A 25,931-nucleotide genomic window follows, 5' to 3' on the forward strand; every position below is an offset into this window, starting at 1 on the left:
TGCCCGCAACCGACGCCCCACCCCACCTCAAACCCCTCCACCACGAAAGCCGCACCTGACCCGGCCAGCGCGGCGCGGGCCGAACTCCGCGGCGCCTCCACTCACGGTCGGAGATCTACAGGTCTCCACGTCGTCAGGAACAGCGCGCGACGTCAGAATCACACAGCGACGCCGGCCGCACGCTTTTTCCAACTGCGCGTAATAAACCGGCCCGCGCCGGGTCTCTTAGGGGTGTCGGACCCATTCCGCATCGGGGGGCCGGCAGCCTGAGTGATCACATGATCGCGTCCAGGTCACACGCAGACACCTCGAAACGGATCATCATGCGACTTTTCAGAAGAGCGGCATGCGCAATCGGCGCGGCTGTGATCATCGCTGGGCTCACGGCATGCGGCGGAGTGCACACGCCCCCCGCCACGCAGGCGACCCAGCCCGCGGCTGTGAAACACAACTACAAAGCAGCCGAGTTCATGGACACCATCCGCACAGCGATGAAGACGGGCCTGTCGGCCCGGATGGCGATCACCACCGCCGCCACTGACACCGTCCCCGCGATGTCGATCGATGCCGCGCTCGTGCTCGACAACGGCGACGGCAAACCCGCCATGGACATGACGACGGAGGCGAGCGGCACGAAGATCTCGCTCCGGCTCGTCGGAGGTCAGATGTACATCGGCACCCCCCAGACCGCGGGAAAGTACGTGCACGTCGATCTCTCCGACAGTTCGAATCCGCTCTCCGCGATGGCCGACTCCATGAGCGCCATGGACCCAGCCTCGCAGGCAGCGGAGCTGCGCAGCGCCGTGACTGCGATCCACTACGTCGGCGACGTCACGCTCTCTGGCACATCCACGAGCCACTACACCGTCACCGTCGACCCGTCCAAGCTCACCGGGGCGCTGGGCAAGCAGATGGGCACGCTGGTCGATCACCCGATCACCTACGACTACTGGATCGACAGGCAGCGTCTTCCCGTCAAGATCGTCACTGACACTCCGATCCAAGGTCAGGACATACGCATGACCGTGCTCTTGAGCGATTGGGGCAAGGTCGGGCGTATCGCTGCACCGACGGCGGACCAGATCATCTCGCCCGACGGTTCCTGAGCGCGCTTCGGGTGGCCATCCATGAGCAGAGCTGAGTGGCAGGCGCCGCCAGGATGGCCACCCCCGCCGAGGGGATGGGTGCCGCCTCTAGGGTGGCAGCCTGACCCGTCCTGGCCTGCGCCGCCCGTCGACTGGGTGTGGTGGCGCGATGCTCCCCGAACACGCTGGCAGAGGGTCCTCCTGGGAGTGCGCATCGGAGTGCCGTTATTCGTCATCGGAGTGCCCGTCGGATTGCTCGTCGCGGCTCAGATATACGAGCAGGCGACCGGATGCGGCTCCGTGGACCCGACGGATCCCGACAACTACAGCGAAGTGACCCTGCTCAACGACACACCGGAAGCCGTCATCATCGACGACTGTGCCGGCGCGTATTGCCTGGCATATAACCTTCCGATGCGCCTTCAGCCGGGCGACTCTTACAGTGACCAAGCCGCGTGCGGGGCGACAGGGAACGACATGACCTCATGGCGTGTGAGAACTGTCGATGGAAAGCTGCTCGGCTACATTGCCGTCGACACGCCACACAAGCAAGACGGACTGGTGTTTCCAATCTCACAGTCCAACCACGATCGCACCTCGGCTACACCGCCCAACAACTAAGCCACCCATTCGGCCGGCATAAGGTCAACGGTGAACCGTCCCCGGGTCTGATGCCGTTTCCTTTCGAGTCTGGAAGGAAGATGTTGCTCATGCCAAAGAGGATTCCGAAGGAGACGAAGCAGCGAGCGGTTCGTCTCGCGCTCGATCATCTCGATGAGTACCCGAACCTGACGAGCGCGTGCGAAGCCGTCTCAGTGAGGCTCGGTTTCGGTGCCGAGTCGTTGCGCCGATGGTTGCGCCAAGCGCAGGTCGACGGGGTGAGCGACGAGCCGGCCGGTCATCCGGGGGTCGACAGAGTAGTCGTTCCCGTCGACGCTGACGTAGTGGTCCCGCCCGAGTCGGACCCGCGTCTGCAGGCCCGACTCGGGCGGATGCGGAGGAAGCGCTGTCATCGCCGCCAGGTCGGCGTGAGTCCACGGAATCGGCGGGACGCGGGCCGGTACGCTTCCCGCAGATGAACCAAGGTCACGCTCCCTGGTTGCGTGCCCGCGGGAAGCGCGAACTCTACCCACGCCAGGGCTACCGCGCCGGGATTGATCTCGACGCACTCCTCGTCGAGGTATACCTCGGCGAGGTAGACGCGATGCGCTGCGGACACAGTCGCGCGCTCCGCGAAAATGGGCACCGGGCGCGGGAACCGGCTGCGGTTCGTCGTCGAGATGGCGGCGCGCCAGACAGCGTCGACAACACGATCGTCAACGATGTGCGCGTCATGTACCTCGACCAGCAAGTGACCGACGCGGATTGTTCGAGGAGGCGACCATGCGCGGCTCCGCGCACCGGCGCCGACGGCCGCGGTGGTTATCAATAGCCCGAGCAACGTCATCGTGATCATTGCTGCAGTCATGCGGATCACCTCTCGATCGACGTCTAGCGCCAGGGATACCGCGCACCTCAGACATCGGCGTTGCTGCCTCTGCGCGAGTCGGCTCAGAATTCGCCGATCGCCATCCCGAGACGGAGGTAGAGGTCGGTGACGGCTTCCTCGTTGACGCGGTATCGGATCCACATGCCGCGGCGTGATTGCCCCTGCTCCATCGGCGGGTCGGAGATCACGAGGCCCGCCGTCTCGAGTTCGTTCAGTCGCGGCTGGATGGTGGTCGGCCCGAGTTCGAGAGCATCGCAGACCGGGCCGATGGTGACGTCCGGGTTCCTGCGGAGGTAGCGGAGGATGCTGGCCTTGACGAGGTTGCCGAGCATCGCGACGGGGTCTTGGGCATCTTCGGAGCCCGCCGGCTGCGCGAGTCGAGGCATGACCTCATTGTGGCCCATCGTGTCCATCCAGACATAGAAGACAACACGCTTTAGCTGTTTACTCGAGAAGAACACTGCTATACAGTGTGGGCATGGCGGGGCAGACGGAGCGCGAGAATGTGGGTATCCCGGCTCGCGTGGCGAATTTGTCCTCCGAATTGCCTACAGACAGAGCGCAGAATTGTGGGCTAAGTTCTGCGGTTCGGCAGGACCGCTGGCACGGTTCTCTCCACAGGGATCTCTCATCGGACTGTTATCCACAATCTGGTGGCTATCCTTTTCAATGTTCATCCACCGTGCGTAGGATGCCGCCACGGCAACTGACCAGCATGCGACCTCGTCTGCTCCCGGTCACCGTCCTGACAGATCAGGGAAGCGGGACATGATGGCGACACAGAATTCCGGGCAGCGTGGAATCTTGTGGGCGATCCTCGGCGGAGCGGTCCTCCTCGCTGGCATCGTCGCGATCATTATCGGCGCCGTGCTGTCTCAGCCGTCGCCCACCGGCGTCCCCACCACTCCCGCCCCTGGCGCGACCGCGCACCCGTCCCCGCGCGGATCCGACCCCTCCGAGACCTTCGTGGATCCGACCGCGGGTCCCCGCGGATGGAGAGGCGAGCCGATCACGACCAGCCCCGAGACGTATATCCGTGCCGCCCTCGAGGCAGCAACCACCTTCGACACACAGAAGAGCTCACGAGAGCACTGGCTCGACTATCTCGACAAGTGGTTCACTCCTGACACCCGGTTTGCGTCGACGGCCGACCAACTTGCGGCGATGACCGACTCGCGCACCGAGATGCGCGAAGGCGTGGTGCTCCCCCAGTCCGAGTGGGACTCGCTCGCCAGCGAGCGTGGTCGAGTCATCGCAAAGACGGCGAGCACTGTCACCTTCGTGCCGGTCCCTAAGGACGTCTCCGGGCAGATGAAGATTGGCACGGCCAATGTGACGCTCACTTTTACCCGATCGGATGGCAATGGTGGGACGACGTCGTATGACGAGCACGTGCGGGTGAGCGTGCAGGTCCTGTGCGGGTCGGGGTCGGTGCCGACACCGGACACGGCGCAGCGTGCGGGCGACTGCAAGGTGGTCCGGTACTTCACGGAGCCGATGGAGCCCTGAGATGGGAGCCCAGGTGATCGCGACCATCGTCCTCAACACGAGGACCGGCCGCAAGATCCTGGCCACAGCCGCCGCGGTGATTGTGCTCATCGTCGTCGTGGCGCTTACACCGCTGATCGCGATCCCGTTCGCCGCGGCCGGCAGCACCGTGAACGCCGGCACGGTCATGGCGATAGGCGCCGACGTCGCTCCAACCGCGAACGGCGCGTGGGGGTACCCGCTGCGCGGCGGCTACTCGAAGGGCCGCGGGTTCGGCTACAACCCCGTTGAGGGATGCTCCTACTGCTCCGTGAACCACGAGGGCTACGACCTGTCCCAGGCGTGCGGGGCAACCGTCTACGCCGCAGGCCCCGGGCGGGTGATCGCCGCGGGCGCGTACCAGGGGTACGGGAACGCGGTCCTCATCGACCACGGCGGCGGCCTCATCACCCTCTACGGCCACATGCAATGGGGCTCGCTGCGCGTGATCCTCGGTCAAACCGTCACGGCCGGGACCGCGTTGGGCGCGGAAGGCAACACCGGCAAGTCGTTCGGTTGCCACCTGCATTTCGAAGTCCGCAAGTCCGGAACTGCGGTAGATCCGCAGCCCTTCATGGCAGGCCTCGACCTGCCCCTGAAGTAGATCCACCGATAAGGAGCAGCACATGTTCAGCCGCCTCGTCCCCAGCGAGATCTCCATCCCGAACATTCAGCCAGACTTCTCCGCCCCGTTCTTCCACGGGTTCCAGGTGATCGTCTCCTACGTCCTCGCCGGCGCCATGCTCGCCGTGCTCGCCATGCTGATCGTCGCGGGCGGCGCGCTCGCGTTCCACGGCCTCGCCCCGGACCGCGCCCGCAGCTGGGCAGGCGAGAACATCCTGCGCATCTTCTTCGCCGCCGCCATCCTCGGCGCCGCGTCCGGGATCTTCGCCTGGTTTGTCAACTTCAACTTCGGATTCTGATGAATACCCTGCGCGCCGCTCAGCTGGGCATTGCCGTGGGGATCGGTCTGGTCCTCCTCGCGGGGCCACCGGCCCAAGCCGCGACAGCCACGGACGTGACGTCGGTGGCGGTCGCCGCCGATGCGATTACCGGCGAGTCCTGGTCTGCGCCCACGTTCCCCGTCAACTGCCACGCGGCCAGCGGACAGATCACCTGCACGCCAACAGACCCCAACAATGTGACCGCGCAGCAATGCTTCGTCGGCGTTCTCTATCAGGGCGAGCGCGCGACGATCTGCACCACCTACCAAGGGCATGTTCAGGCCATTCAGGCGGCCGGAGGGCGAGCGCTGCTGGTGAGGTACGGGTGCAGTCTGGGCGATGCGGTGTGTCTGTCGTTCGAGAACGCGGGTCGCGGGCTGGCGTTGGCGGCGACGGGGATGATGTTCCTGGTCGCGCAGAACATGCGGTTCGACACGAGCACCCTGCTGTGGTCGGCGGCGGTGGGTGAGTGGTCGTTCTGGCAGTGGGCGATCCTGATCATCACGTTCGGCGCGATGGTGTGGGCTATCGCCGCCGCCGTGATCTCCGGAGATCGTGGCGAGCTCGTCTCGGCTATGGTGCGCTCCTTCATCGCCGTCGCCGCCGTCCCCCTGACCCTCTGGGTGACCGGGCACTTGCTGAACACAGTCGATCAGATGACCTGGTACCTGATGAACCGGCACGGCCCGCTGACCCTGTTCTCGACCCTGCAGTCGGTGATGTGGGCGGGCGGGCAGGCGAACTACTTCTTCGCGTTCCTCATCGACGGGCTGTTGATGGTCGGGATGCTGCTGCTGATGCTGGTGTTCGCGTTCCGCAACATCGCCCTGGCTGCGCTGATCATGGTGGGACCAATCGCGTGGATGGTCTTCCCGGTGCGGCGGATCGGCCCGCAGTGGGTGGTCCGGTACGTGTCCGCGGTCGTGGTGCTGCTGTTGACGGGGCCGTTGACGATCGGGTTTCTCACCTTGATCATCAACGGGCTGGCCCGCGTGAAGACGATCTGGGACCCGCAGTCCTGGCCGCTGCTGGTCGGGCTGGTGCTGGTCGCGTTCGCCCCGTTCGCAATCTTCGGGCTGTTCAGCTTCGCCGGCGCCGTCGCCGCGGACAGCCTCGGCTCCCGGCTCGGCTCCCACGGTGCGCGGATGACCACCAGCGCCGCCCGCACCGCGGTCCGGATCCCGACCCGGATGGCCGGCCTGCCCGCCGGCGTCTCCTCCGGCGGTGTCGCCGCCGCGGGCGCCAGTTCGGGAGGCAGTGCCGCGACGGCGGGAGCGCAGCGCCCCGCCACCACCCGCGCCGCGAGCAGCACCGGCTCACGAGGCGCGACGACGGCGCCGAGTGGCCCAGCTGCAGCTGCGACGTCGCGGCCGGTCGGGAGCTCGAGGCAGTCGACCGCTTCGCGGCCGTCGACGCCACCGACCGCACCACCGCCGAGTGAAGGGAGATCATCATGACCACGACTCCGGAGTATGCGCGGCCGGTGCGGCTGCCGCGCCGGTCCCGGCAGGGCATCGTGATGGGCCTGGACGGGTGGCAGCTCACCTTCCTCACCCTCGCCGCCCTGACCTTGCTTGCGTTCATCAACCGGTTCGGGCCGCTCGGACTGTTGTATGGGGCACCGGTGTATCTGGCGTTCGGGATCACCGCGCTGACCACCATCCACGGGATGTCGACCCCGCGGATGGGTGGCCTGTGGCTGATGAAGCAGGTCCGCCACGCCCTGGGCGCGACGACGCATACGTACCGGCCGGAGCAGCCGAAGCTTTCCGGCACGCTCAACCTGCCGGGCACGCGGGCATCGATCCAGTTGTGGGATGTGAACGGGATCGCCGCCGTATACAACCCGCACGACCGGACCGTGTCGGTGACCGCGGAGCTGGAGGTGCAGGGCTTCCTGATGCACGACCTGCCGGAGCGGTTCGACTTGGCCGAGCAGTTCGACCGGGTCCTCGGCCCGTTCACCCAACGGCCCGGGGTGAAGCGGGTCACGCTGCAGGAACGCACCCTGCCCACGACGATCCGCGCCGCCCGGGAACACTACGAGACCGTCCGCCGGGTGAACGACCTGAACCCGGACTCCCCGGTCGCCCGGAACTATCAGGACGTGATGGACCGGTCCGAACGGTTCGAAGTCGCGCACCGCAACTACCTCACCTTCACTGTGGACCTCGTGGCCCTCGCCTCTCAGTTGAAGGCGCTCGGTGGCGGGAAGGACGGCATCATCCAGCTCGCCCGCATCGAGGCGGGCAACCTGGCCGACGCCCTCACGGCGGCGAAGATCCAGGTCCGCGCCTGGCTGTCCCCGCGCGACATCGCGGCCCTGGGAAGGTTGGCGTTCGACCCGGAGTTCGCCGCGACCGTGCAGAACCGGCCGGAGGAGTTGGCGGGGGTGGATCCGGTGGCGATTGGGCCGATGTTCCTGGATGAGCCGAAGGGTCGTAACGGGATCGTTGTCACCGACTCCGGGGTGCACACCACCCTGTGGATCCACGAATGGCCCCGCTCCGACTCCCCCGTCGGGTTCCTCGCCCCGGTCGTGTTCGCCCGGCACCCGAACACCGGCGAAGCGATCACCCACATCCTCTCCATCGTCCTCACCCCCGTCCCCGTCACCAAAGCCTTGAAGCGGATCCGAGATGAGAAGAAGGTGTGGCGCGGCAACGAGACCCTCCGCGCCAAGCGCGGTGCGGACGGGTCCGCGGCGGATGCCGCGGACTGGCGGGCGTTGGAGCAGCAGGAGCAGGAGATCGCGAACGGGCACGGCGAGTTCCAGTACGGCGCCTATCTGACCGTCACCGGCCCGGATGAGCAGCAGTTGGATCAGGCGATCGCCGGGATGCGGAACGCCCTGTCGCGGGCGGGGATGGAGGCGCAGATCCTGTACTGCCAGCAGGCTGAGGCGTTGCTGGTGAACGCGATCCCGGTCGGGTTGGGGATGAAGTGATGACCCGGCACGCCGCCACCTTCACCCCCGCCGGCCTCACTCGACGGGAACGCCGTGAGCTCGACCGGGAGATCGCGGCCGCGCAGCGGGAGGAACGCCCGCCCCGCGGCACCCGGAAGGACCGGGGGTTGCCGGAGCCGGTCGTGCCGGGGCCGTTCGGGCCGGGCCTGGTGGCGGGCGGGTACTGGAACCTGTCGAAGGCTTCTCTCCCGGCGCATCAGGCGACGTCGCAGCACATCGCGGGGATCTACCCGTTCGTCGCCGACTCCGGGCTCGGGCACCGCGGCCCCGTCCTCGGCGTCGATTTGAACGCGGACGCGCTGTGGCACTTCTCCCCCTGGGAGGCGTACACCGACGCGACCGAGCGGGGCACGTTCTCCACCAACATCCTCGTGCTCGGCGCCTACCGAGGCGGGAAATCCGCGACCGTGAAGACCCTGGTCACCCGGTCGATCGCGTTCGGGCACCAGGTCGTGGTCCCCTCCGACCCGAAAGGCGAATGGGTGACCGTCGCCGACGCGATCCCCGGCGGGCGGGTGATCCGCCTCGGCGGGGGCACCGGCACCCGGCTGAATCCCTTGGACCGCGGCCCGCGGCGGACCGGGGCGACGGATGAGCAGCACGAGCAGATGGTCAAACAGCGCCGCATCGGCACCCTGATCGCCCTGATCGAGATGACCCTCAGCAGCAAGCTCACCGCGGTCGAGCACGCCGCGATCCTCGACGCCCTCGACCGGTGCATCACCCGCACCGGCGACCAGCCCACCCTGCGCGGCGTGTATGAGGAGCTCGAACACCTGGCCGGGGACGCGGATGCCGCGTTCCGCGCCGCGGACGGGGCAATTCAGCCCCGGTTCGTGCTGCGCCGGTTCGTGGAAGGCGACCTGTCCGGCCTGTTCGAAGACGCCTCCACGGTCGACTTCGATCAGGACGCTCCCATCGTCGTCACCGACACCTCCGAACTGTTCGCCCGCGGGGATCTCGCCGCGCAGCTCACCCAGGTGTGCTCCACCGCGTGGATCCAGGCCGTGATCAGCGACCGGGCCGCCCGCCGCACCCGGTACGTGGTCCGGGAAGAAGGCTGGCGGGACATGACCTCCCTGGCGTCGCTGCAGATGTTTCAGCAGTGGCTGAAACTGTCCCGGCACTACGGGATCAGCAACATCGTCATCCTGCACAAGATGGGCGACCTGGACGCGGTCGGCGACGCCGACTCGATGGAACGCTCCCTGGCGTATTCGATCGTCGGGGACATCGAGAACAAGTTCATCTTCCGGGTCAACCACCAAGAACAAGCCGCCCTCCGGGCCCGGCTGAACCTCCCCGCCCCGCACGTCGAAATGGCCCGGCACCTGCGCAAAGGCGAGTTCCTCGCGTACGTCGGCCAGTACTCCTACCTCGTCGACTGCTTCGCCACCAGCACGCCCTGGGAGTACGACCTGTTCGCCACCGACGACGCCGTCACCCCCACCGACCACGACCCCACCCCCGTTCCCGCCGTCGACCCCGACGCGTTGGACCTGTTCTGGCCCGAGCCCGACACCGGGCTCGACGGCTGGCTTCCAAGTGAGACACGCAACCTGACCGAGGAGCTGTGATCATGACCCTCACCACCCCGCACCACCCCCGCGCCTATGCCACCGTCAGCGGGGCAGGCGCCAGCTTCATCGCTCCCGACGGGCGCACCGAACCGGTCACCGCCGACCAGGGCGAAGACATCCGCCGCGCCGTCGTCCGCCGCGCCGCCGAAGAAGCCCGCCGAAGCGGCTCACCGGTCGAGCTGGTCACCTCCGGCGACCGCGGGCAGCACCACCTGCTCATCCACCCCGCCGGATCTCTCACCCCCATCCACCCCACCGACGCTCGGACACCGGAACTCGTCGAGGCGGACACCACGGAGTCAGCGACACGGGGAGAGCAGGAGCACGCCCCGCAACCCGCCGACGACCCCACCACGTGCGACCCGGCCGCAGGACCCCCTCGCCCCACCTTCCTGACGCGCCCCGCCGATGGGGCGCCCACGCCCGGCGGCTGGCGCGGCACGCTGACCCGGATCGGGATCACGATCGGGCCGACGGCGGCCGAGCGGCGCCGCGCCGAATGGACCGCGGTGGTGTCCCGGCAGTGGGCCGGGAACCGCACCCTGGCGGTGGTGAACGGGAAGGGCGGGGTCGGCAAGACGATGACCTGCGCGATGCTCGCCGCCGTGTACGCCCGCGCGGGCGGCGGGAACGTGCTCGCCTGGGACAACAACGACACCCGCGGCACCCTCGGCTGGCGCACCGAGGCTGGCCTGTACGACACCACCCTCCGCGACCTCCTGCCCGCCGCGCCCGGCCTGCTCGAGCGAGGAGCGGGGGTCTCGGACATCACCCGGTTCGTGCACCACCAGGCCACCGACCGGTACGACGTGCTCCGCTCCAACCCGGAGCTGCTCGCCACGGATCAGCGCATCGCGATCGCCGAGTTCGACCTGCTCATGCAGGTCGCCGCCCGCTACTACCGGATGGTGATCTTCGACTCCGGCAACGACGAATCCGCCGACCGGTGGCTGCGGATGATCGACTCCTCCTACCAGCTCGTCCTCCCCACCCTCCCCAACCCCGAATCCGCCGAATCCGCCGCCCTCCTCCTGGACGCCCTCCGCCACCGGGACGAGCGATCCGCGCTGCTGGCCGACCAAGCGGTCGTCATCGTCACCCAACCCGAACATGCGGCCGCGTCGGATGCCCGCCGGGTCGCGGACGCGTTCGACGGCCACGTCCGGGCCGTGCAGATCATCCCGTTCGACCCCGCGTTGAAGGCCGGGCCGCTCCGGTTCGACACCCTCCGCCCGCGCACCCGCGACGCGTGGCTCGCCGCCGCCGCGGCAGCCGCAGAGATCCTCTGAGGACGGATCCGGATCATGGGGCAGGGGATTCTCGAGAAGGCGGTCGCGGTGCTGTTCACCGCCGGGGTCCTGCTCGCCCTCGTCTACGCGGTCACAACCGACGCGATCACCCACCTGGCCTGCGGGGCCCGGCCCGTCGCGCACCACCTGTTCGCCGGCCTGCAGGTCGCCCTCACCGGCACCACCACCGGATACTCTCTCCCCGACGGATGCGTGATGCCCGTGGTCGGGATCCGGATCACCGACCTCGCCGCCGCCCTCCTCCTCATCGCGATCGTCTGGTGGGTGTGGGGGGCGGTGCGCCGGTACCGGGAATCGGACCGGGCGTTCATCGCCGACCTGCGCACCCGCCCCGGGTTCGCCACGTCCTCAGAGATCCGCGACCACCTTGCCGCCCGCGCGGTGCTACGCCGCGCCCGGCAACTGCGCCCCGACCGCAAGAATCCCCGCGCGACCGATGTCGGGTGGCGGGTGGGGCGGTCGCGGGGGCAGGACGTGTACGTGTCCATCGAGGACTCCGTCGCCCTGGAAGGCCCGCCCCGGTCCGGAAAGGGATACCGGGTGCTGATCTCCGCGATCGTCGACTGGTCAGGCCCCCTGATCACCACCTCCACCACCAACGACAACCTGACCGCCACCATGCGGATGCGTGCCAGCCGCGGGGCCGTGCACGTGTTCGACCCGCAGAGCCTGTCCGGGATCCGGCACCCGCTGCGGTTCTCCCCGATCGCCGGATGCGAAGACCCCCTTGTCGCGATGCAACGCGGCACCGCCATCATCACCGGCACCGCCCTGGGCGCCTCAGCCACGAACGGGGAATGGGCGCAAGCATCCGGGGTGGTCCTCGCCCGGCTGCTGCACGCGGCCGCCGTCGGCGGCAAGACGATCGCGGAGCTCTACGACTGGGGGACCAGCCCGGCGCAGACCCGGGACGCGGTCGACATCCTGAAGACCGACGGCACCCCCGGGTGGGGGGACAGCCTGGACGCCACCATCACCGCGGACGAGAAACTCGTCTCCTCCATCTGGTTCGGGGTGCAAGGGGCAGTCGCCCCGCTCGCCGTCCCCCAGATCCGTGACGCCCTCATGCCCCGGCCCGGCGACCCCCTTCTGCACCCGCGCGAGTTCCTCGACGCGGCGAACACCCTGTACCTGATCGGGTCATCGTCCGGGGCATCCGCGATGGGCGGCTGGCTGGGAGCGGTGTTGGACGACATCGTCGAAGTCGCCCGCACCACCGCGCTCGCCTCCCCCGGCTCCCGCCTGGCGCACCCGCTCGGGCTGATCCTGGACGAGATCGCGAACATGTTCCGGTGGGGCAACCTTCCCCGGATCATGGCCGACGGCGGCGGCCGCGGGATCTGCACCTTCATCGTCCTGCAAGCCCTCTCCCAAGCCGAAACCTCCTGGTCCCGCGCGGAAGCGGACACCATCTGGGCCGCCGCGACCGCGAAAGTCCTCCTCGGCGGGGCCAGCCATGTCGACCACCTGCGCGACATCGAATCCCTCCTCGGCACCCGCGAAACCCGCAAGGAGCAACGGTCCTGGTCCACCCGGGACGCCGGCTACTCGACCAGCGAGCACCACGAACGCCGCCCACTGATGTCGGTCGACGAGATCCGCCGCCTCCCGCCCAGCGTCGGCCTGCTCGCCTACCGGAACCGGCGCAGCGTGCTGCTGGACCTTGCCGGGTGGGACGAACGCCGCGACGCGTCCACCATCCAGACCGGGAAACGCCAGACCGAACAAGAGCAGCGGACTGTGTTCGGCACCGCCACCCGACCCTCCGGGGCTGCGTCCGTTCCTGATCGTGGAGGGGTGGTCGGGGAATGAGTAACCGCCGGCGGCCGGTGCTGATGAACATGTACCGGTCCGAGTTCCTGCACTCGCCGGCCTGGTATGCGCGCCGCGCCCGTTGGTTCACCGACCAGACCACCGCGCAGGGCCAGGTGGTGTGCGCGGCGTGCGGGGCGCCGGGTGACACCACGACCCTCGAGTTGCACCACCTCGACTATGCCGGGGTGATCACCCGCGAGGGGCGGTGGTGCGCCCTCGAGCATCATCAGGACCTGATCGCTCTGCACCCGTACTGCCACGACCTGCTGCACCGGCTCATCGACCGCGACGTCGTGCTCTCCCGCCACCGCACTCGCCGCGACGCCACCGCCATCGCCCTCACCCGGCTCCAAGAAGCGCTGCCGCTGACGGAGGGGATCGGCCCGTGACCGAGTACGAGGAGCATCCCGACCCGGACGCGATCATGGCCGACAGCATGGCGCGCATGAAGCCGCGCACCCCACCCCCGCCGCCGCCACAAGAGCCCCCGCGGGCGGGCTCATCCGCCCCGATCGGCGGGCAGGTCATCAACTGGCGCACCCTCCCCGACACCGACGCTCCCAAAGCATGGGCGGAGCTGCGGGCGTGGGTGGAATGGTTCACCATCCGGTACCGGATCTCCGAGTCCGTCGTCCCACCCTGCTGGTGGAAACACGGGCAGCTCGTCGAAGAACTCTCCGCCCTGCACACCGCGCACATCGCCGCGTTCGACCGCACCGACACCGGGCTTGGCCCCATCGGCTGGCACGAACGCCTCTCCCTCGCCCTGCCCCGCATCAACCGCGCGTACTCCGGCGGATGCTCTCGCGGGCACGACCCCCTCAAACCTCGCTCCTGGGTGCACGTCACCGACGAGCAGGAATGGGACGCGTGGACCAGCCGGGCCCACGCCCACGAGACACCACCGGTGTCTCCCAACCGGAAGGAAGAAGGATGACCACCAGAATCCCGGTCACCATCGAGGGCAACCTCACCAGTGACCCCGAATACGGCGCCAGCGAATCGGGCAATGAATACGCCCGGTTCACCGTCGCCGTCAACGACCGAAGGCTCAACGAGACCACCGGCACGTGGGAAGACGCCGGCACCGTGTTCCACCGGGTCGTCGTGTTCAACCAGCAATCCCGACACGTCGCCGACTCGCTCCGCAAAGGGGACGCCGTCCTGGTCGCCGGCGACCTCCGATTCGGGACCTACATCGACAAGGAGTCGGGGCAGACCCGCGAGACCCGGGACGTCGTCGCGGACAACGTCGGCGCGTCACTGAAGTTCGCGGACGTGACCGTCGACCGTGCCCCAAAAGCTAGCGGCCCCGCCGCGGACAACTCCGCCACGGGGCCGGTAGCGGCACCGGCCTCGTACGCCGGCACCGGGATCGCGCGCTGACCTGAACCACCAGCAGCGGGCGGGAGTCAGCGTACTCCCGCCCGCTCTCCATGTCCTAGCTTCATCCCGCAGCCGACCGGAACTGGCGGTGCGACGGTGGGTAGCCGCGTGTAGACGCCCCCCCACGCGGCACGCGGACAGCAGTGACGGCCGAAACAACCAGCTCGTTGAGACTGATGATCTAACTTCATGGAGACTTGAGTATCTCAAATTAGAACGCATGATCTATCCTCTCGTTGTGGGCACGAACAAGCGATACCCGGACCTCGGGGCGCAGCGTGCCGAGCAACGTCGGTTGCGCGACGCGCGCGCCAGAGGGGACCTGCAGACCCTCACGACCGAGCAGCTCCGGCTGCACAGTCAGGTCATCTCGATCGCCCCGGAACGTCCGGTGATGTGGGCACTGGCTTGGTTGCGGTTCGGAGACACCGATGTGCAGTGCACGGTGCGCGTCCTGCGGTGGACGGAAGATGCCGTCGGTGTCCAGGTCGACATCGACGGCGACATCCTCCGGTGCTGGATCTGGCAGGGCGCGTGTACCCACCTGAAACAGCGCGAAGACGCCTGGGCATGATCAACCCAACACGCAGCGCGCGCCGCGGGGGCCATCGCCCCTCGATCGCGCCCGCTCGGAGTCCATCCCGCTACGTGCCGGGTGGAGCGACGAGTTCAACTTTGAATCGTTCGCCGTTCTCGAGGAACGCCGCGTAATGGTCGGATCCGCCGGCAAAGGGGTGCCGATCGGCGTACAGCTGCGCCCACCCGTGACTGGGGCCAGACTTCCACAGGGTCTCGACATGCTGCCGACTTCTTGCGTGGAACGCAAGGTGACTGAGTCCGGGTTCTCGACGGTCGTGGGCACCGGGCCGTGGCGCGCGCTCAATCACGACATAACTCGACCCAAGCCTCCAACTGCGACCATCAGCCCACCGCTGAAACGGTTCGCAGCCCAGCTGCCCGAGTAGCCAACCCCACTCCTCGGCGGCCGCGTCGAGGTCGTCAACACGCAGCTCGCAGTGATGGATCAATCCGCTCTCGCTCACCTAGACATCATCGGGCACTGCGCGTACTCGATCCGTAACCGGGCATTGCCCGCTCAACGCACCACGCGTGCTGATCCCAGTGCATACGCTCGCGATCCCTTAGTGTGCGAGGCGCCGCCTCCACCGCCTTGGCCACAGGAGATGCGCGACCGAGAACGCGAAGAGCGACCACCCGGCAAGCAGCGCCATATTGTTCGCATCGCGCACCATGGGAGTGCCAAACTCGTCGGCGACTGGGACCATGGGTGCAGTGGAGATGACGATGAAGCACACCGCGAGCCCAAGCGCGGCACCTGCGAGCGTGATCTCACCGTTCGCAAGCCAGCGAGATCGCAGCGTGGGGACAAGTCGAAGCGGCAGACCGATCAAGAACGCGGCGACCATCGATACGACCGCGACCGCCAAGCCGAGGATCGCGCCGACGAGCAATCCAAAAATCGTGAAGATGCCGTCGTACTCGAGGAAATAGCTGTAGATGAAGGCGACGGACACCACAAACAGCACGAGACCGCCGAGGAAGAACTGGGTCACGCTCAACCAGCCGACGGACACCCCGGGTTGCGGAGCACGTTGCCCGTCATCCGCTTCACGGTACTCTCGTGGGCTCTCACTCATGACGTGATCCTATGAGGCCACACACGCCACAGCCACCAGCGTCCGCTTCGGTCCTCGGATCTCCTATGCCGGTCCACCATCGTGCGAGATTTTCGCGCTGCGAGCCGGCGGAGCGCCTTGCCAGCCGAATGCGTCACTCGGGATCGTCTACAGGGCGACCGTCAAGTCATAGCTGGTATCCGATAGTTCTGAACGCCTCGATGATGCGATGCGTTCGAAACAAGTCGACGATTGTGGCTGATGACGGGCGACCGTCCTCCCACCACTCGATCTTGATCGCGCCCGGAAGCCTCCGCAGCTCGGTGATGGAGTCTCGATCAACCCACCGGACCATCCCGAACTGCGACAACTGAATGCGATCCGTGTAGACCCGAATATCACGAGGGAACGGCCAACTGACGGAGAGCGCTGACCATCCATCGCGAATGGTCACGCCGAGCGGCCGGAATCTGATTCCATCCTGCCCCTCATCGGACCTCACGAGACGCCTTCAAACATGAATCTGCGGATCATGCAACGGCCGCGACCCTCAATCGGTCGCGGACGTCGTCGAAGCACACAGGCATACCCAAATCCCTTTCCTCTGCGGCGTACGTCCGCGGCGCAGTTCATCGGCGCGCCCGCCGTCGCCCCGCCGATCCGGGGTTGAAGATTAGGGCGTTCGCTGGACTAACACCAATCAGCGAAGAGCGGCAGCGCAAAGGGGCGGGTCGACAAGTGATGGATCGTTGAACGCAAACCGGTCCCTTTGCGGGCGGATTTGCTGCTGTGGCCGCCCCGATTGGCGCACTGACCGGGTCGGCTCGCTACGCTCGCGGCATGAGCATCGCTGCGTCGAAAACCGATAGCCATCGGCAGCCTGGGCTACGCGGCGGTTTCTCTGCCGCAGGCATCCTGCTTCTTGGTGTCGTTGTGATCCCGGTTGCTCTGGCCTTTGCCACTAACAACTGGTCGACACCGACCGATGCGGACTACGTGCGGATGGCGTTCGCGACTGTTGCGGGTGCGACGATCGCCATCGTGTCCGTGGTCGCGCTGCTCCTTCATGGGATCATTCGTCGGGCGTCCGCATCCACGATCGCGTTCTTCTCTCTCATCGCGATTGTCGTCATTCTGTGGCAGGTCAGCGTGATTGGCTTCGCCGGCGAGCTGCTCTTGACGCGTCTCGCCGGCTGACGCACTCAGCAGGACGACAGAAAGGACGCGTGATCCGTGTCGGGGACACCGGAGGCGCGGGGCGTGCTGCTTACCTCGTTGATCATCCGTGGGATCTTCTTCCTGATCCTGCTCGCGGGCGTGATCGGGGCCCTGCTGGTGTACTCGTTGCCCGCGGCGCTGATCCTCGGCGCCCTGGTGTTCGGCGCTGTACTCCCGATAGCGATCGCCCTGCCCGTCGTTGCCCGACGGCAGAAGCGTCAGCTCCAGTTCGCTGAGCAGCAGTGCCCGGATGCCGCGATCGTCCGCGCGGAGTGGAACGGGGTCTTCATGCCCGCGTTCGTGAAGGATCCCGCCGTTCTCCAGGGTGCCGGCCCGCGCGGATTCGTGGTCCTCGTCGCCGCCCGTGGCGATGGTTTGAGACTGTGGCGCGGTGCCCGCGCCGAGGTGGTGACGCTGGGCGATCTGCCGTGGTCGGAAATCACAGATGTCGATACCGGCGAGGTAAAGCCGGTCATCGGCAAGGAGGCCGCCACGCTCCGCATCACCTTCACCGGTGAGTCGGCAACGCTCGCGAGTCCGATCGAGCTGATCGTCCGAGGCGAACCAACGTCTCGGGCGCTCGATCGTATCCTCGCAGCGCGTGAACCTAATCAAGAACCGCACGATCGATAAATCCGACCCGGTTAATCAGACAGTCCCCCGCTGGGGATGTCGTTCGCCTTCGCCGCGCCTGACTCCTTCGTTGTCTTCTTCTGTTTCGGCAGCCAATGGCCGAGTCGACGGCGGCGACGGCGAGGAGCGCCACGCCGAGGACGGCGGCGACACCCCAGCCGATCGGGTTCCAATCGAGCGCGAGTCCGCGGTTTCAGCCCCAACGAGCCAACGTTGGGCTGCGAGACGCCCTCCGGCTGCCGCGTCCGATTGCGCTCCCTGCGACGAGACGTCCAGGGAGTGCCAAACCGTCCGAATTTCGCACTTATGAATCGCTCCATGTCGCCCGAATGGGCGACGCGATCAGTTCCCCGTTCGGTCTGAACTACGCCGCCGAGCTGACGAATCTGGAAAAATCCATTGCTTTGCTTAAATGCTTGATCCGGTATAGCTTGGCTTCGCCGCGGACCCGCGGACCTGTGATGGGCGACCGCGCGGCGGTCAGATCGGTGTGACATGGGTATACGAAGCGTCGTTGCAGCGTTGAGCGGACTTGTTCCTGTGTTCTACAGATTCATCGTCGATCACCCGGATGGGCTCGCAACACGATGAGGGGGCGTCGACGAGTACTCACGGCCGCAGCGGCGCTCCTTGTTGCCGCCGCTGTGTCAGGATGCGCACCCCGAGTGTATGAATACGTCGGGACGGGACCCGTGGACGCGCAGATCCGCCTGCCCAGTACGTGGAAGGGGCACAACACCTCAGTGAGATTGAGCTCAAACGGCGACGCGTCTGTCGAAGAGATTCCCCAGGGAATAGCAAAGATTCAAGATGGCCTGCTTTGTCTCACCGGCGTGGACCCGAAGCCGTACTCAGGAAAAGGTCGATGGACGGCCGATGAATACGGCCATATTCGGATAACTCTCGTCAATGGAAAACAGACCGAATTCCTTTCGAATATATCGCAAACAGGGGACGTCGACTGGACGGGAATGCTGGTCCGGTTCTGCGATGGTAGCGAGGATGTGGGATTTAATACTGACTTTAGCAACATGAGGAAGTAGCACATTGCTACCGTCGACGGGTTTGCCTGATCCTACCGAAGTGGCGTCGCTAGCTCCAGCTGGCGCGGCGCGCACGTTCGTAGAGGATCTTGCTTTGTCCAACTCGCTCGTCCGTGGATGATCATGAGTGCGCAACATCCACGGAAGTTCCTCAAGCTCCTCATGCGCGCGCCTACGTGTCCGACTCTTGTCTTTGCCGCAGGGTGTCCGCGTCGGGTAGTTGCTGCAATCCGTAAGTAAAGGAGGAGAAGTATGCGAAACATCGACGTCCGCGCGTCGCTTCACCAGTGGCTGATACAGGAGCACCGAGCCGAGCTATCCAGCACGCGGATCATTGACGAGTTAGACCCTGCCGGCCTGGTGCGGGTGGACACCGCTGTGCTCAACGGGTCGTTTGCCAGGTTCGAGATCAAGAGCGCCCGCGACACGCTCCTCAGGCTTCCTCGGCAGGTGGGGTCTATTCGCAGGTGCTCGACTACGCCACGCTCGTCGTCGCCCGTAATCACGCGGACAAGGCCCGCACGCTTCTGCCGACGTTGGTGGGGCGTCGTCGAGGCGACATCGACGGACGACGGAGTCCAGCTGCGAAGCGTTGCAGTACGCCGACTTCCTGCGTCAGAATCTGCCCGACAGTACGCAGCAATGAGGGCGGGGATCGTCGGCGCGAGCTTGGCGCTAGCCACGGTAATCCTCATCGGGGGATTGACCGGCTGTGCGAATCAAGCGTCAACGGATTTCACCCCGCAAATTGACCTGCCGAGCAGATATACATATGATGACCCTGTTCCTCCTGGAGGGGTGTTTACACCGATTCCGGAATTTCCCACCCAAGACTGGTCTCGACTCGGTATCACGCTTAAAGCAACAGGCGTCGCTGAGTTTGATGAGTTTCCAGCCGGCAAGATACAGCAGGTCGTTGCGGGGGAGGAGCAAGAGGTTCCATGCATCCGACCGAACGCCGAGGTCTACACAGGCAGCGGCAGCTGGCGCGTGGACCAAGATGGTCTTATTGTTCTGAGCATCCGGGGTAAAGAAGCTGGCTATCTCGCCGCAAAAGGAAATTTCGGTAAGTTCGACTGGTCATCCGTCGGGCTCCGACTTTGCACTTCAGGCCGCATTATTCGGATGTATACACCGGCGAAGCCTCATTCACAATGAGAGGGACTGCTGCACGGATCGGTGACAGTTCTGGCCTGGCCCACGGAAAGGGTTCCAGTTTCGGTGGCTAACTGGTGGCCTGATCCGGAAGGGTCATCCTCATGCCCCGTCCCTAACCGCCGGAGTTTCGTGCTTGCGCTGTAGCGCTCGTCCGTGCCGGCAAGCAGGCAAGGCAGACCGCCGTCGCACTCGGCATCCATCCCGTCATTCTCTCGAACTGGATCCGCTAGGACGATATCGACAACGGCCGCCGTCCCGGTGTCCTGTCGTTGGAATCGACGGAGCTGCGCGCAGCGAGGCGCCGCATTCGAGAGCTCGAGATGGAGTTGCTGATCGTCCGACAAGCGGTGAACATCCTCGACGAGGAGCGTGCCCGCCCAAAATGCTCTTCCCGGTGATCGACCGACTCGCCGACGCCGGGATCCCGATCGACCGCTGCTGCCGCGTCCTCGGGGTCGCCAGGCAGCATTGCTACCGCGTCAAACGAAAGCCCCTGACCCAGTCCGAGCTGCGCCGGCCGTCGACTGGGCCCGTGAGTTCCAGACGGGTAAGAACTCGTTCGTCGACATCGTGGCCTCCGCCTCCTGCACGAATGCGGCAACCCTGCGGTCGATCGGGATACCCGCGCTCGAAGACAGCGTCGGCGCCGCCTGGTGAGGCGCGCACACGTCAATCGATGCTTGGGCGCTGCGCCCTCCGCAGCTGCTACTTATCCCGACCGGTTTCAGACAGCGGTCCTCCGGCGGGCGGGATCGTCGGCGGATGGGTCTGGCGCCGGCGGCGGTGTCAGCTCTTTGGGTCGATGGCGTGGGTGATTCGGGCGACGATGATCCACGCGAGGGCCGCGGCTCCGATCAGGCAGACCTTGCTGATGATCGAGATTGTCAAACCGGCGCTAAGGGCGGGAAGGGTGTCGGCGGACCGCTCGACGCTGGCCGAGATCGTCGAGGCAAAGGAGGCCGCGATCCACAGCGCCCACCAGGCTCCGCGGATGCGCGCGCTGAGCGCTGCCCGGGACCCGGCGGCGATGTCGGAGATGTTCTGGAATGGGAACCAGAGGCTGACGAAGGGGATGAACCACGAGCCGACATGCCAGCCGGGTGAACGGCGCAGGGCGCCGCTCGGAACGGACGCCGCCGCGCGGTACTGCCACACCAACCAGCAGGTTCCCGACACCGCGAGTGCGATCAGGGACACGATGCTGATCCGCGAGAAGAGCGCGTCGTAGCTTTCCAGCGCATCGATCCCCACGTACCCGGCTTCGAACGCGTTGATCGCGAGGATGCCAAACACGTGGAGGGCGATGGTCGCTAGCGCCAGCCCCGCGTGCACCGCGATCAGCCAGCGGGTGGCGGCGCCGATCCCGCGAAGCGCACGGACCGGGCCAACGCCGGGGGCCACCTGGGCTTCGTCCCGCTGCACCGCGACCGAAGCGTTCAGTTCCGTCTGCGGCGGCTGCGGAGAGAACAGGGGAACATCGTGCGGGGCGTGGGGTGCGGAGGGGGGAACGGGCTCACTCATGGGGTCCTCAGTGATCGGCGGGAGCTGAATGCTGCCCGAACGTTAGCAGGCGCGCGGTCATGGAGGAACGGTTTTATCCATTCAATGGGTGAGGTGTCGGACCTCACCGCACGCGGGGCTCACATCACGCCATGAACTCACCATCGAGTGGGCCTGGGTGCCACTCCGTTGCGCTCCTTTCGCTCGGCATGCTGGATGAGTGACACCATCCCCGATGAACTGCGTCAGATCCGCGTGCGGGCCGACCTGCCGCTCCCTACCGCGCGTGCACAGACGGGTCGCTAAGTGAGCGTTTGAGCGGCGCTGGGTGGCTGTTCGAAGGGTGATGGACTGTGCGGAGCGGTTCTCGGTGGGGTCTGCGATCGGTGTTGCTTTGGGCGGGCGGTCTGGCTAGGCTGACTCTCCTTTGTTGAGCCCGCCCAAGGCGCGTCTACCCGGTAAGGGCGTGTCCTGCCCGCAGTTGGTGAGGGTGGCTGCCCGTTCGAGCCGGGCCGGGTCCGGGGTCTCGCAGTTGCTGCGGGCACGGTCGGGGACCCGCCAAATTGACCCATGAGGCGTTCGGGACGGAGACCGACGTGATCGCGATGAGTAGGGCCGCGAGCCTGCTTCTGGATGCGATCGGCCGGGCAGGCGGCCGCCCGTTGATCGTGGGCGGTGCCGTCCGCGACACGCTGCTTGGCGTGGCTCCGAAGGACATCGACATCGAGGTGCACGGCGGTGTCGACACCGTGTCACTTGTCCGCGAGATCGCGAAGATCGGTGCCGTTGCCGAACGGGGGAGGTCATTCGGAATCCTGGCCGCGCGAGTGGAGGGCGAGGAGTTCGAGGTTGCGCTCCCGCGGCGCCTCCGCACGACGGCGGACGAGCGGACGGGCATCCACGAAGCCTTCTCGCAACGTGACCTGACGATCAACGCGATGGGATGGGACCCGGCGTCAGGGGAGGTTATCGACCCATTCGGCGGACTGGCCGATCTCAACGCCGGAGTGTTGCGCGCGACAAGCAGCGCATTCGGAGACGACCCGTTGCGGGTATGGCGTGTCGTGCAGTTCGCAGGACGCTTCGGATTCCGGGTCGAGGAGGACACCGCCGCGGCGTGCCGACGGGTCTCGCGGCAGATCCGGGACCGTCCGGAGATCGTCGCTGTGGAGCGCATCTGGGTGGAATGGTCGAAGCTGCTCCGCGCGGGGAGTCACTGGGAGGCGGCAGCGACCGCGCTTACGGCTACCGGGGCGATCGCCCTGGTGCCCGAACTGGAAGCCACGCTCACCGTTCCGCAGGATCCGGCGTGGCACCCGGAAGGCAACGTCTTCACTCATTTGATGCTCTCCGCACAGGCCGCCGCAGACAGTTGCGTCCGGACCGGGGTCAGCGGTGAGGATCGTGAGGTCGCGGTTCTGGGCGCCCTGGCGCATGATCTCGGCAAGGTCACGCGCACGCAGATCGAGCCGGCAACTGGCCGCATCACCTCGCTGGGTCACGCCGCAGCCGGTGTGGAACCCGCGAGGACGTTCCTGCGGCGGATCGGCGCCCCATCGGCCATCGTTCGCCGGGTCGTCCCGGTCATCGCGGAGCACATGAGTCACGTGTCGGTGCAGGGGACGCCGTCGCGGCCCACCCTGCGGCGTCTGACCCGCCGGTTGGCGCCGGCGACCCTGACCGACTGGGCTCGAGTCGTGGACGCGGACTGCGCGGGGCGGGGCACCGGCGCAAAGGTGTCACCCACCGAGACGTGGCTGGCCATTGCGGCCGCCGACCCGATCGGCGCCACCCCAATCCTCAAAGGCCGACACCTGATCGCCCTCGGCATGAACCCCGGCCCTCAGTTCGCCAACATGCTTCGCAAGGCACTACAAGCTCAAGACGACGGAGCGTTCACAGACGAAGCCGGCGCCATCGCGTGGGTGCGGCACCACCAGCCCTGACCGCGCACCCGACAGCTCTGTGTTGTCCGTCCATCCTCTCGACCTCGTGCTTCGTGCGTGCGGTCCTAGATTGGCGGGATGGAGACTGAGTGCCACCGCGAGCTGATCGGTGAGCTCGAGGCGGCCGCGGCAACCGAGTGGGCACCACGCGCGCTTCTTGCTGCTTGAGGGAGTTACGCGACGGCGGACCGACCGAGGCGGACCTTCTCGCCGTACACGACGCATGGGCCACGGAGGATGCTGTGCGCTGCGACAACGCTGTGCCGGGGCGTGCGACGGTCGGTTGCGTCGTTCCGGCTATCACCCCGGGCATCATCTACCACGTCTTCCTACCCCGAGTACAGTGCCCATGTCATGGGCGCACAGGCCTCGGGCCTCCGTGGAGGCTCGGCCGCGAATCCGCAGCACCGACTCGTCAATCCGACCCTTCAGCAGTCGAACCGCGACACCGCGTGCACCACTGGTCCAGGGTCGTTACCCGCGACCCTCGGGGAAACAATGCGACGAGTACCCGTTCTCATCTACATACGAGGGTGCGGCGCTCAGCGGCGGCGGGCCCCGGACCCAGAGCTGGTGCCAGATCAGCCTGAGCACGCAGTCGACGGGATCGGCCGGCTATAGCATCTGCATGATCAATGAGACCGAAAACCAGTCGGCGGGGAGCGTGCTCAACTCGGTGCTCTACTCGCCGGCCCGCGTCATCGATGGTGACGCGTTCTACGTGGCGTTCCAGTAGACGGGATGGGGAGCAGCGGATGCGGACGAAAGCGATCGTGCACGCCGAGAACGGGCTTATCGACCTTGACGGTGTGACACAGCCGCCCGACGTGTCCCCTGCTCCCCTCATGGCAACGGGACTCATATTCATCGTCATGGAGCCCAACCTCCACATCAGCACCGGCATCAATATGGGTCCCGTCATCGTCGATCTCGAGTTTCTCGAGACGGCGCCTTCAGAGGATGACGACTCCGAGGCGTGGGAGGATGTCGCCGAGTTCACGGCTGCGCACAGCGCAGGCGACGACGTGGCCGTGCATGGGGCTACGGAGTTCACACCGGAAGGTGCGAGTGTCGGCGTGGGCACGTCCGCATTTGTGCGACTGCGCGTCTCCGCGGCGGGCCGGCTGCTCGCATTCGACGGGGTCGTCAGAGAGCCGTGTGAGCACTACCTGCTGCAGATCTGGCCCGTCTCTGGCAGCGAACAGCGTGTGACCTCTTCGATCTCTTCGACGCGACTGATCCCCTCGAGACTGGATCCCCTTCCGCCAGACAGTGCCGTGTGGGTCGACACACCGCGACGCATCGGCTAGGCGCCAGCCTGAGTTCGCCGTAGTAGGGGTGTCCGGTGAGAGCTCAGGGCGTCATGAGAGTGGGTGCGACGAAAGAGCATTTGGGGCCTCGGAACTTGGTGTGGGGGAGCCCGAGCCCCGGCCGAAGCACGGCGAGCAGCTTCCTGCCTGATGCCGACGTCGCGTCGCGCGCAGACTTAGTGGCGCCAGGCCGAATGGCGCGCCAGCCGCGACGCCGGCGGTGAGGACGTCCGTCCGGCACAGGGACTGCTCGACGAATACGGGCTCGACGGTTACGAGAAGAAGTGGGCCATGCACCCGTTCCCGGTCGAGCAACTCCACAGACTGCAGCATCAACTCACCGGTCGCAATCCGTAAGTGCAGTGCGCTCATGGGGTTCGTCAGCGTGCATCGAACGGACGTGGCGCCCGACTGCGCACTGACTCAGCCCGTGCGATCCAGAAGCGGTCGAATTGCGGCCGACTCGATGGAACCGCGCGTTGGCGGCAGGATGAGTTCCTATCGGTGATCCGAAGGAGCGGAGCGCAGTGCCCTGTGTGCGGTCGCTCGGAGAATCGCACCGACTCCCAGCAGGGCCAGCCCAATCAGTGCGATCGCGCTCGTCACGAAGAGCGGCTCCGCCCACGGTGAATAGTCCGCTCCGTCGATTCCGAACGTGTCGGCGAGGTTCATGCCTGGGGAGAAGCCTGCAACGATGTACGCCGGCGTTCCGAGGACAAGCAGTGCCAGAAAGCACGCGACGACCACCCATGCGCTGTGCCGCAGCCATATCAGGGCGCAGACCGTGAGGCCGATCGCCAAGAGCGGACCGAGCGTCAGCACAATTGCCACAACGAACGGATCGGCGTTTCCTTGCGCGCGGAACACTTCTTGCCAAATCTCATTAAGGGACATCCCGGGAACGGCCGCCTGTGGATTGAGCACCAGGATCTGGATCAGCGCGAGCACCGCATACGCGATGACGAGGAGGCTGCCGACCAGACAGACAAGAAGCACCAGCTGCGGGGACGGCCTCGCCCGGATGGCGTTCGGTGCACTTGGCAGAGGCGAGGTGGGGCTCTGAGTCACCGGCAGAAAGTAACACGGCGCAAATGAACGGGCGCGCGGAGGGTCCCTGACTGTGCCGTCCGCTTGACCCCGCGTGCTGTCTTGATGTCGCCCGGGGACAAGTCATTCTGACGCCAGCGAGGTGGTGGCTGGGGATTGCGCCGCATTAGTGTGCACACGTGGAAGATGAGTCAGCGACAGGTCCGCGTGGTCTGTCCCGGCGGGAGCTCCGCTGTGGGTGTCCCAATGGTTGATCCCGCCGGTCATTTTGGTCGCGCTCGGTGCGCTCGAGGCTTACATCGCGTTGACCGGAGGTTCTGGGTCCGTGGCCGCGT

The 25,931-nt window shown here is 66.4% G+C and carries 28 protein-coding genes; 21 read left to right on the forward strand and 7 right to left on the reverse strand.

Annotation, left to right across the window (positions count from 1 at the left end):
* Positions 1 to 323 precede the first annotated feature (323 nt).
* Positions 324 to 1,106, forward strand: a complete 783-nt coding sequence (locus tag AC0NZN_RS17705) for an SCO4651 family lipoprotein (protein WP_474593642.1) — start codon at positions 324 to 326, stop codon at positions 1,104 to 1,106.
* A 186-nt stretch (positions 1,107 to 1,292) separates the two neighbouring features.
* The gene (locus AC0NZN_RS17710; protein WP_474593643.1) at positions 1,293 to 1,706 is read left to right on the forward strand and encodes a hypothetical protein; all 414 of its coding nucleotides are present in this window, start codon (positions 1,293 to 1,295) and stop codon (positions 1,704 to 1,706) included.
* 191 nt (positions 1,707 to 1,897) lie between these two features.
* Here AC0NZN_RS17710 and AC0NZN_RS17715 read toward each other — a convergent pair whose 3' ends face one another.
* From AC0NZN_RS17715 to AC0NZN_RS17725, 3 genes are all read right to left on the reverse strand, one after another.
* Complete coding sequence (locus AC0NZN_RS17715) at positions 1,898 to 2,098, reverse strand: Mu transposase domain-containing protein (protein ID WP_474593644.1); 201 nt, start codon at positions 2,096 to 2,098, stop codon at positions 1,898 to 1,900.
* Positions 2,095 to 2,553 carry a hypothetical protein gene (locus tag AC0NZN_RS17720; protein ID WP_474593645.1) on the reverse strand — a complete coding sequence of 153 codons (459 nt, stop codon included), beginning with the start codon at positions 2,551 to 2,553 and terminating at the stop codon, positions 2,095 to 2,097. Before AC0NZN_RS17720 ends, AC0NZN_RS17715 begins: the two co-directional genes overlap by 4 nt.
* An 83-nt stretch (positions 2,554 to 2,636) precedes the next feature.
* On the reverse strand, positions 2,637 to 2,960 hold the full coding sequence (locus AC0NZN_RS17725) for a helix-turn-helix domain-containing protein (protein WP_474593646.1): 324 nt from the start codon (positions 2,958 to 2,960) through the stop codon (positions 2,637 to 2,639).
* Between the two features lie 382 nt (positions 2,961 to 3,342).
* Between AC0NZN_RS17725 and AC0NZN_RS17730 the strand changes: the two genes are divergently transcribed.
* From AC0NZN_RS17730 to AC0NZN_RS17785, 12 genes are all read left to right on the forward strand, one after another.
* Positions 3,343 to 4,083 (forward strand): hypothetical protein, encoded by a 741-nt coding sequence (locus AC0NZN_RS17730; RefSeq protein WP_474593647.1) that lies wholly within the window; start codon positions 3,343 to 3,345, stop codon positions 4,081 to 4,083.
* Between the two features lies 1 nt (position 4,084).
* Positions 4,085 to 4,705 (forward strand): M23 family metallopeptidase, encoded by a 621-nt coding sequence (locus AC0NZN_RS17735; RefSeq protein ID WP_474593648.1) that lies wholly within the window; start codon positions 4,085 to 4,087, stop codon positions 4,703 to 4,705.
* A gap of 22 nt (positions 4,706 to 4,727) precedes the next feature.
* Entirely contained in the window at positions 4,728 to 5,024 is a 297-nt protein-coding gene (locus AC0NZN_RS17740) for a hypothetical protein (protein ID WP_474593649.1), read from the forward strand.
* Positions 5,024 to 6,502, forward strand: a complete 1,479-nt coding sequence (locus AC0NZN_RS17745; RefSeq protein WP_474593650.1) for a hypothetical protein — start codon at positions 5,024 to 5,026, stop codon at positions 6,500 to 6,502. The genes AC0NZN_RS17740 and AC0NZN_RS17745 overlap by 1 nt, the downstream gene beginning before the upstream one ends.
* Entirely contained in the window at positions 6,499 to 7,992 is a 1,494-nt protein-coding gene (locus tag AC0NZN_RS17750) for an SCO6880 family protein (RefSeq protein ID WP_474593651.1), read from the forward strand. The genes AC0NZN_RS17745 and AC0NZN_RS17750 overlap by 4 nt, the downstream gene beginning before the upstream one ends.
* Positions 7,992 to 9,590: a hypothetical protein gene (locus AC0NZN_RS17755; protein ID WP_474593652.1), complete on the forward strand. Its 1,599-nt coding sequence runs from the start codon at positions 7,992 to 7,994 to the stop codon at positions 9,588 to 9,590. Before AC0NZN_RS17750 ends, AC0NZN_RS17755 begins: the two co-directional genes overlap by 1 nt.
* Positions 9,591 to 9,592: 2 nt before the next feature.
* Entirely contained in the window at positions 9,593 to 10,882 is a 1,290-nt protein-coding gene (locus AC0NZN_RS17760; RefSeq protein ID WP_474593653.1) for a MinD/ParA family ATP-binding protein, read from the forward strand.
* A 15-nt stretch (positions 10,883 to 10,897) separates the two neighbouring features.
* On the forward strand, positions 10,898 to 12,715 hold the full coding sequence (locus tag AC0NZN_RS17765) for a type IV secretory system conjugative DNA transfer family protein (RefSeq protein WP_474593654.1): 1,818 nt from the start codon (positions 10,898 to 10,900) through the stop codon (positions 12,713 to 12,715).
* On the forward strand, positions 12,712 to 13,107 hold the full coding sequence (locus AC0NZN_RS17770; protein ID WP_474593655.1) for a hypothetical protein: 396 nt from the start codon (positions 12,712 to 12,714) through the stop codon (positions 13,105 to 13,107). The genes AC0NZN_RS17765 and AC0NZN_RS17770 overlap by 4 nt, the downstream gene beginning before the upstream one ends.
* Entirely contained in the window at positions 13,104 to 13,655 is a 552-nt protein-coding gene (locus AC0NZN_RS17775) for a hypothetical protein (protein WP_474593656.1), read from the forward strand. Before AC0NZN_RS17770 ends, AC0NZN_RS17775 begins: the two co-directional genes overlap by 4 nt.
* A complete protein-coding gene (locus tag AC0NZN_RS17780; protein ID WP_474593657.1) occupies positions 13,652 to 14,104 on the forward strand; it encodes a single-stranded DNA-binding protein in 453 nt (150 codons plus the stop codon). The genes AC0NZN_RS17775 and AC0NZN_RS17780 overlap by 4 nt, the downstream gene beginning before the upstream one ends.
* A 238-nt stretch (positions 14,105 to 14,342) precedes the next feature.
* Entirely contained in the window at positions 14,343 to 14,678 is a 336-nt protein-coding gene (locus AC0NZN_RS17785; protein ID WP_474593658.1) for a hypothetical protein, read from the forward strand.
* Positions 14,679 to 14,748: 70 nt separating this feature from the next.
* Here AC0NZN_RS17785 and AC0NZN_RS17790 read toward each other — a convergent pair whose 3' ends face one another.
* Positions 14,749 to 15,147, reverse strand: coding sequence for a VOC family protein (locus AC0NZN_RS17790; RefSeq protein ID WP_474593659.1), 399 nt, complete (start codon positions 15,145 to 15,147; stop codon positions 14,749 to 14,751).
* A gap of 99 nt (positions 15,148 to 15,246) precedes the next feature.
* Entirely contained in the window at positions 15,247 to 15,762 is a 516-nt protein-coding gene (locus AC0NZN_RS17795) for a hypothetical protein (protein ID WP_474593660.1), read from the reverse strand.
* An 819-nt stretch (positions 15,763 to 16,581) separates the two neighbouring features.
* Here AC0NZN_RS17795 and AC0NZN_RS17800 point away from each other — a divergent pair.
* From AC0NZN_RS17800 to AC0NZN_RS17815, 4 genes are all read left to right on the forward strand, one after another.
* Positions 16,582 to 16,938, forward strand: coding sequence for a hypothetical protein (locus tag AC0NZN_RS17800; RefSeq protein ID WP_474593661.1), 357 nt, complete (start codon positions 16,582 to 16,584; stop codon positions 16,936 to 16,938).
* 63 nt (positions 16,939 to 17,001) lie between these two features.
* Positions 17,002 to 17,592, forward strand: a complete 591-nt coding sequence (locus AC0NZN_RS17805) for a hypothetical protein (RefSeq protein ID WP_474593662.1) — start codon at positions 17,002 to 17,004, stop codon at positions 17,590 to 17,592.
* A 665-nt stretch (positions 17,593 to 18,257) separates the two neighbouring features.
* Positions 18,258 to 18,635, forward strand: coding sequence for a hypothetical protein (locus AC0NZN_RS17810; protein ID WP_474593663.1), 378 nt, complete (start codon positions 18,258 to 18,260; stop codon positions 18,633 to 18,635).
* Positions 18,636 to 19,277: 642 nt separating this feature from the next.
* Positions 19,278 to 19,793 carry a hypothetical protein gene (locus AC0NZN_RS17815; protein ID WP_474593664.1) on the forward strand — a complete coding sequence of 172 codons (516 nt, stop codon included), beginning with the start codon at positions 19,278 to 19,280 and terminating at the stop codon, positions 19,791 to 19,793.
* Positions 19,794 to 20,579: 786 nt separating this feature from the next.
* Here the strand turns inward: AC0NZN_RS17815 and AC0NZN_RS17820 are convergent.
* Positions 20,580 to 21,314 (reverse strand): DUF4328 domain-containing protein, encoded by a 735-nt coding sequence (locus AC0NZN_RS17820; protein WP_474593665.1) that lies wholly within the window; start codon positions 21,312 to 21,314, stop codon positions 20,580 to 20,582.
* 647 nt (positions 21,315 to 21,961) lie between these two features.
* On the opposite strand from AC0NZN_RS17820, the gene AC0NZN_RS17825 reads away from it, so the two are divergent.
* The 3 genes from AC0NZN_RS17825 (at position 21,962) to AC0NZN_RS17835 (ending at position 24,549) form a co-directional block, all read left to right on the forward strand.
* The gene (locus AC0NZN_RS17825) at positions 21,962 to 23,239 is read left to right on the forward strand and encodes a CCA tRNA nucleotidyltransferase (RefSeq protein WP_474593669.1); all 1,278 of its coding nucleotides are present in this window, start codon (positions 21,962 to 21,964) and stop codon (positions 23,237 to 23,239) included.
* Positions 23,240 to 23,588: 349 nt separating this feature from the next.
* Entirely contained in the window at positions 23,589 to 23,975 is a 387-nt protein-coding gene (locus tag AC0NZN_RS17830; protein ID WP_474593666.1) for a NucA/NucB deoxyribonuclease domain-containing protein, read from the forward strand.
* 19 nt (positions 23,976 to 23,994) lie between these two features.
* Entirely contained in the window at positions 23,995 to 24,549 is a 555-nt protein-coding gene (locus AC0NZN_RS17835) for a hypothetical protein (RefSeq protein ID WP_474593667.1), read from the forward strand.
* A 498-nt stretch (positions 24,550 to 25,047) separates the two neighbouring features.
* Here AC0NZN_RS17835 and AC0NZN_RS17840 read toward each other — a convergent pair whose 3' ends face one another.
* Positions 25,048 to 25,617, reverse strand: a complete 570-nt coding sequence (locus tag AC0NZN_RS17840; RefSeq protein ID WP_474593668.1) for a hypothetical protein — start codon at positions 25,615 to 25,617, stop codon at positions 25,048 to 25,050.
* Positions 25,618 to 25,931 lie beyond the last annotated feature (314 nt).

The sequence above is a fragment of the Microbacterium sp. sgz311019 genome (assembly GCF_056135325.1).

Coding starts and splice junctions, on each gene's coding strand:
- AC0NZN_RS17705 (WP_474593642.1), top strand. CDS start 324: ATGCGACTTTTCAGAAGAGCGGCATGCGCAATCGGCGCGGCTGTGATC.
- AC0NZN_RS17715 (WP_474593644.1), bottom strand. CDS start 2,098: ATGACAGCGCTTCCTCCGCATCCGCCCGAGTCGGGCCTGCAGACGCGG.
- AC0NZN_RS17720 (WP_474593645.1), bottom strand. CDS start 2,553: ATGACTGCAGCAATGATCACGATGACGTTGCTCGGGCTATTGATAACC.
- AC0NZN_RS17725 (WP_474593646.1), bottom strand. CDS start 2,960: ATGCCTCGACTCGCGCAGCCGGCGGGCTCCGAAGATGCCCAAGACCCC.
- AC0NZN_RS17730 (WP_474593647.1), top strand. CDS start 3,343: ATGATGGCGACACAGAATTCCGGGCAGCGTGGAATCTTGTGGGCGATC.
- AC0NZN_RS17735 (WP_474593648.1), top strand. CDS start 4,085: ATGGGAGCCCAGGTGATCGCGACCATCGTCCTCAACACGAGGACCGGC.
- AC0NZN_RS17740 (WP_474593649.1), top strand. CDS start 4,728: ATGTTCAGCCGCCTCGTCCCCAGCGAGATCTCCATCCCGAACATTCAG.
- AC0NZN_RS17745 (WP_474593650.1), top strand. CDS start 5,024: ATGAATACCCTGCGCGCCGCTCAGCTGGGCATTGCCGTGGGGATCGGT.
- AC0NZN_RS17750 (WP_474593651.1), top strand. CDS start 6,499: ATGACCACGACTCCGGAGTATGCGCGGCCGGTGCGGCTGCCGCGCCGG.
- AC0NZN_RS17755 (WP_474593652.1), top strand. CDS start 7,992: ATGACCCGGCACGCCGCCACCTTCACCCCCGCCGGCCTCACTCGACGG.
- AC0NZN_RS17760 (WP_474593653.1), top strand. CDS start 9,593: ATGACCCTCACCACCCCGCACCACCCCCGCGCCTATGCCACCGTCAGC.
- AC0NZN_RS17765 (WP_474593654.1), top strand. CDS start 10,898: ATGGGGCAGGGGATTCTCGAGAAGGCGGTCGCGGTGCTGTTCACCGCC.
- AC0NZN_RS17770 (WP_474593655.1), top strand. CDS start 12,712: ATGAGTAACCGCCGGCGGCCGGTGCTGATGAACATGTACCGGTCCGAG.
- AC0NZN_RS17780 (WP_474593657.1), top strand. CDS start 13,652: ATGACCACCAGAATCCCGGTCACCATCGAGGGCAACCTCACCAGTGAC.
- AC0NZN_RS17795 (WP_474593660.1), bottom strand. CDS start 15,762: ATGAGTGAGAGCCCACGAGAGTACCGTGAAGCGGATGACGGGCAACGT.
- AC0NZN_RS17800 (WP_474593661.1), top strand. CDS start 16,582: ATGAGCATCGCTGCGTCGAAAACCGATAGCCATCGGCAGCCTGGGCTA.
- AC0NZN_RS17815 (WP_474593664.1), top strand. CDS start 19,278: ATGAGGGCGGGGATCGTCGGCGCGAGCTTGGCGCTAGCCACGGTAATC.
- AC0NZN_RS17820 (WP_474593665.1), bottom strand. CDS start 21,314: ATGAGTGAGCCCGTTCCCCCCTCCGCACCCCACGCCCCGCACGATGTT.
- AC0NZN_RS17830 (WP_474593666.1), top strand. CDS start 23,589: ATGTCATGGGCGCACAGGCCTCGGGCCTCCGTGGAGGCTCGGCCGCGA.
- AC0NZN_RS17835 (WP_474593667.1), top strand. CDS start 23,995: ATGCGGACGAAAGCGATCGTGCACGCCGAGAACGGGCTTATCGACCTT.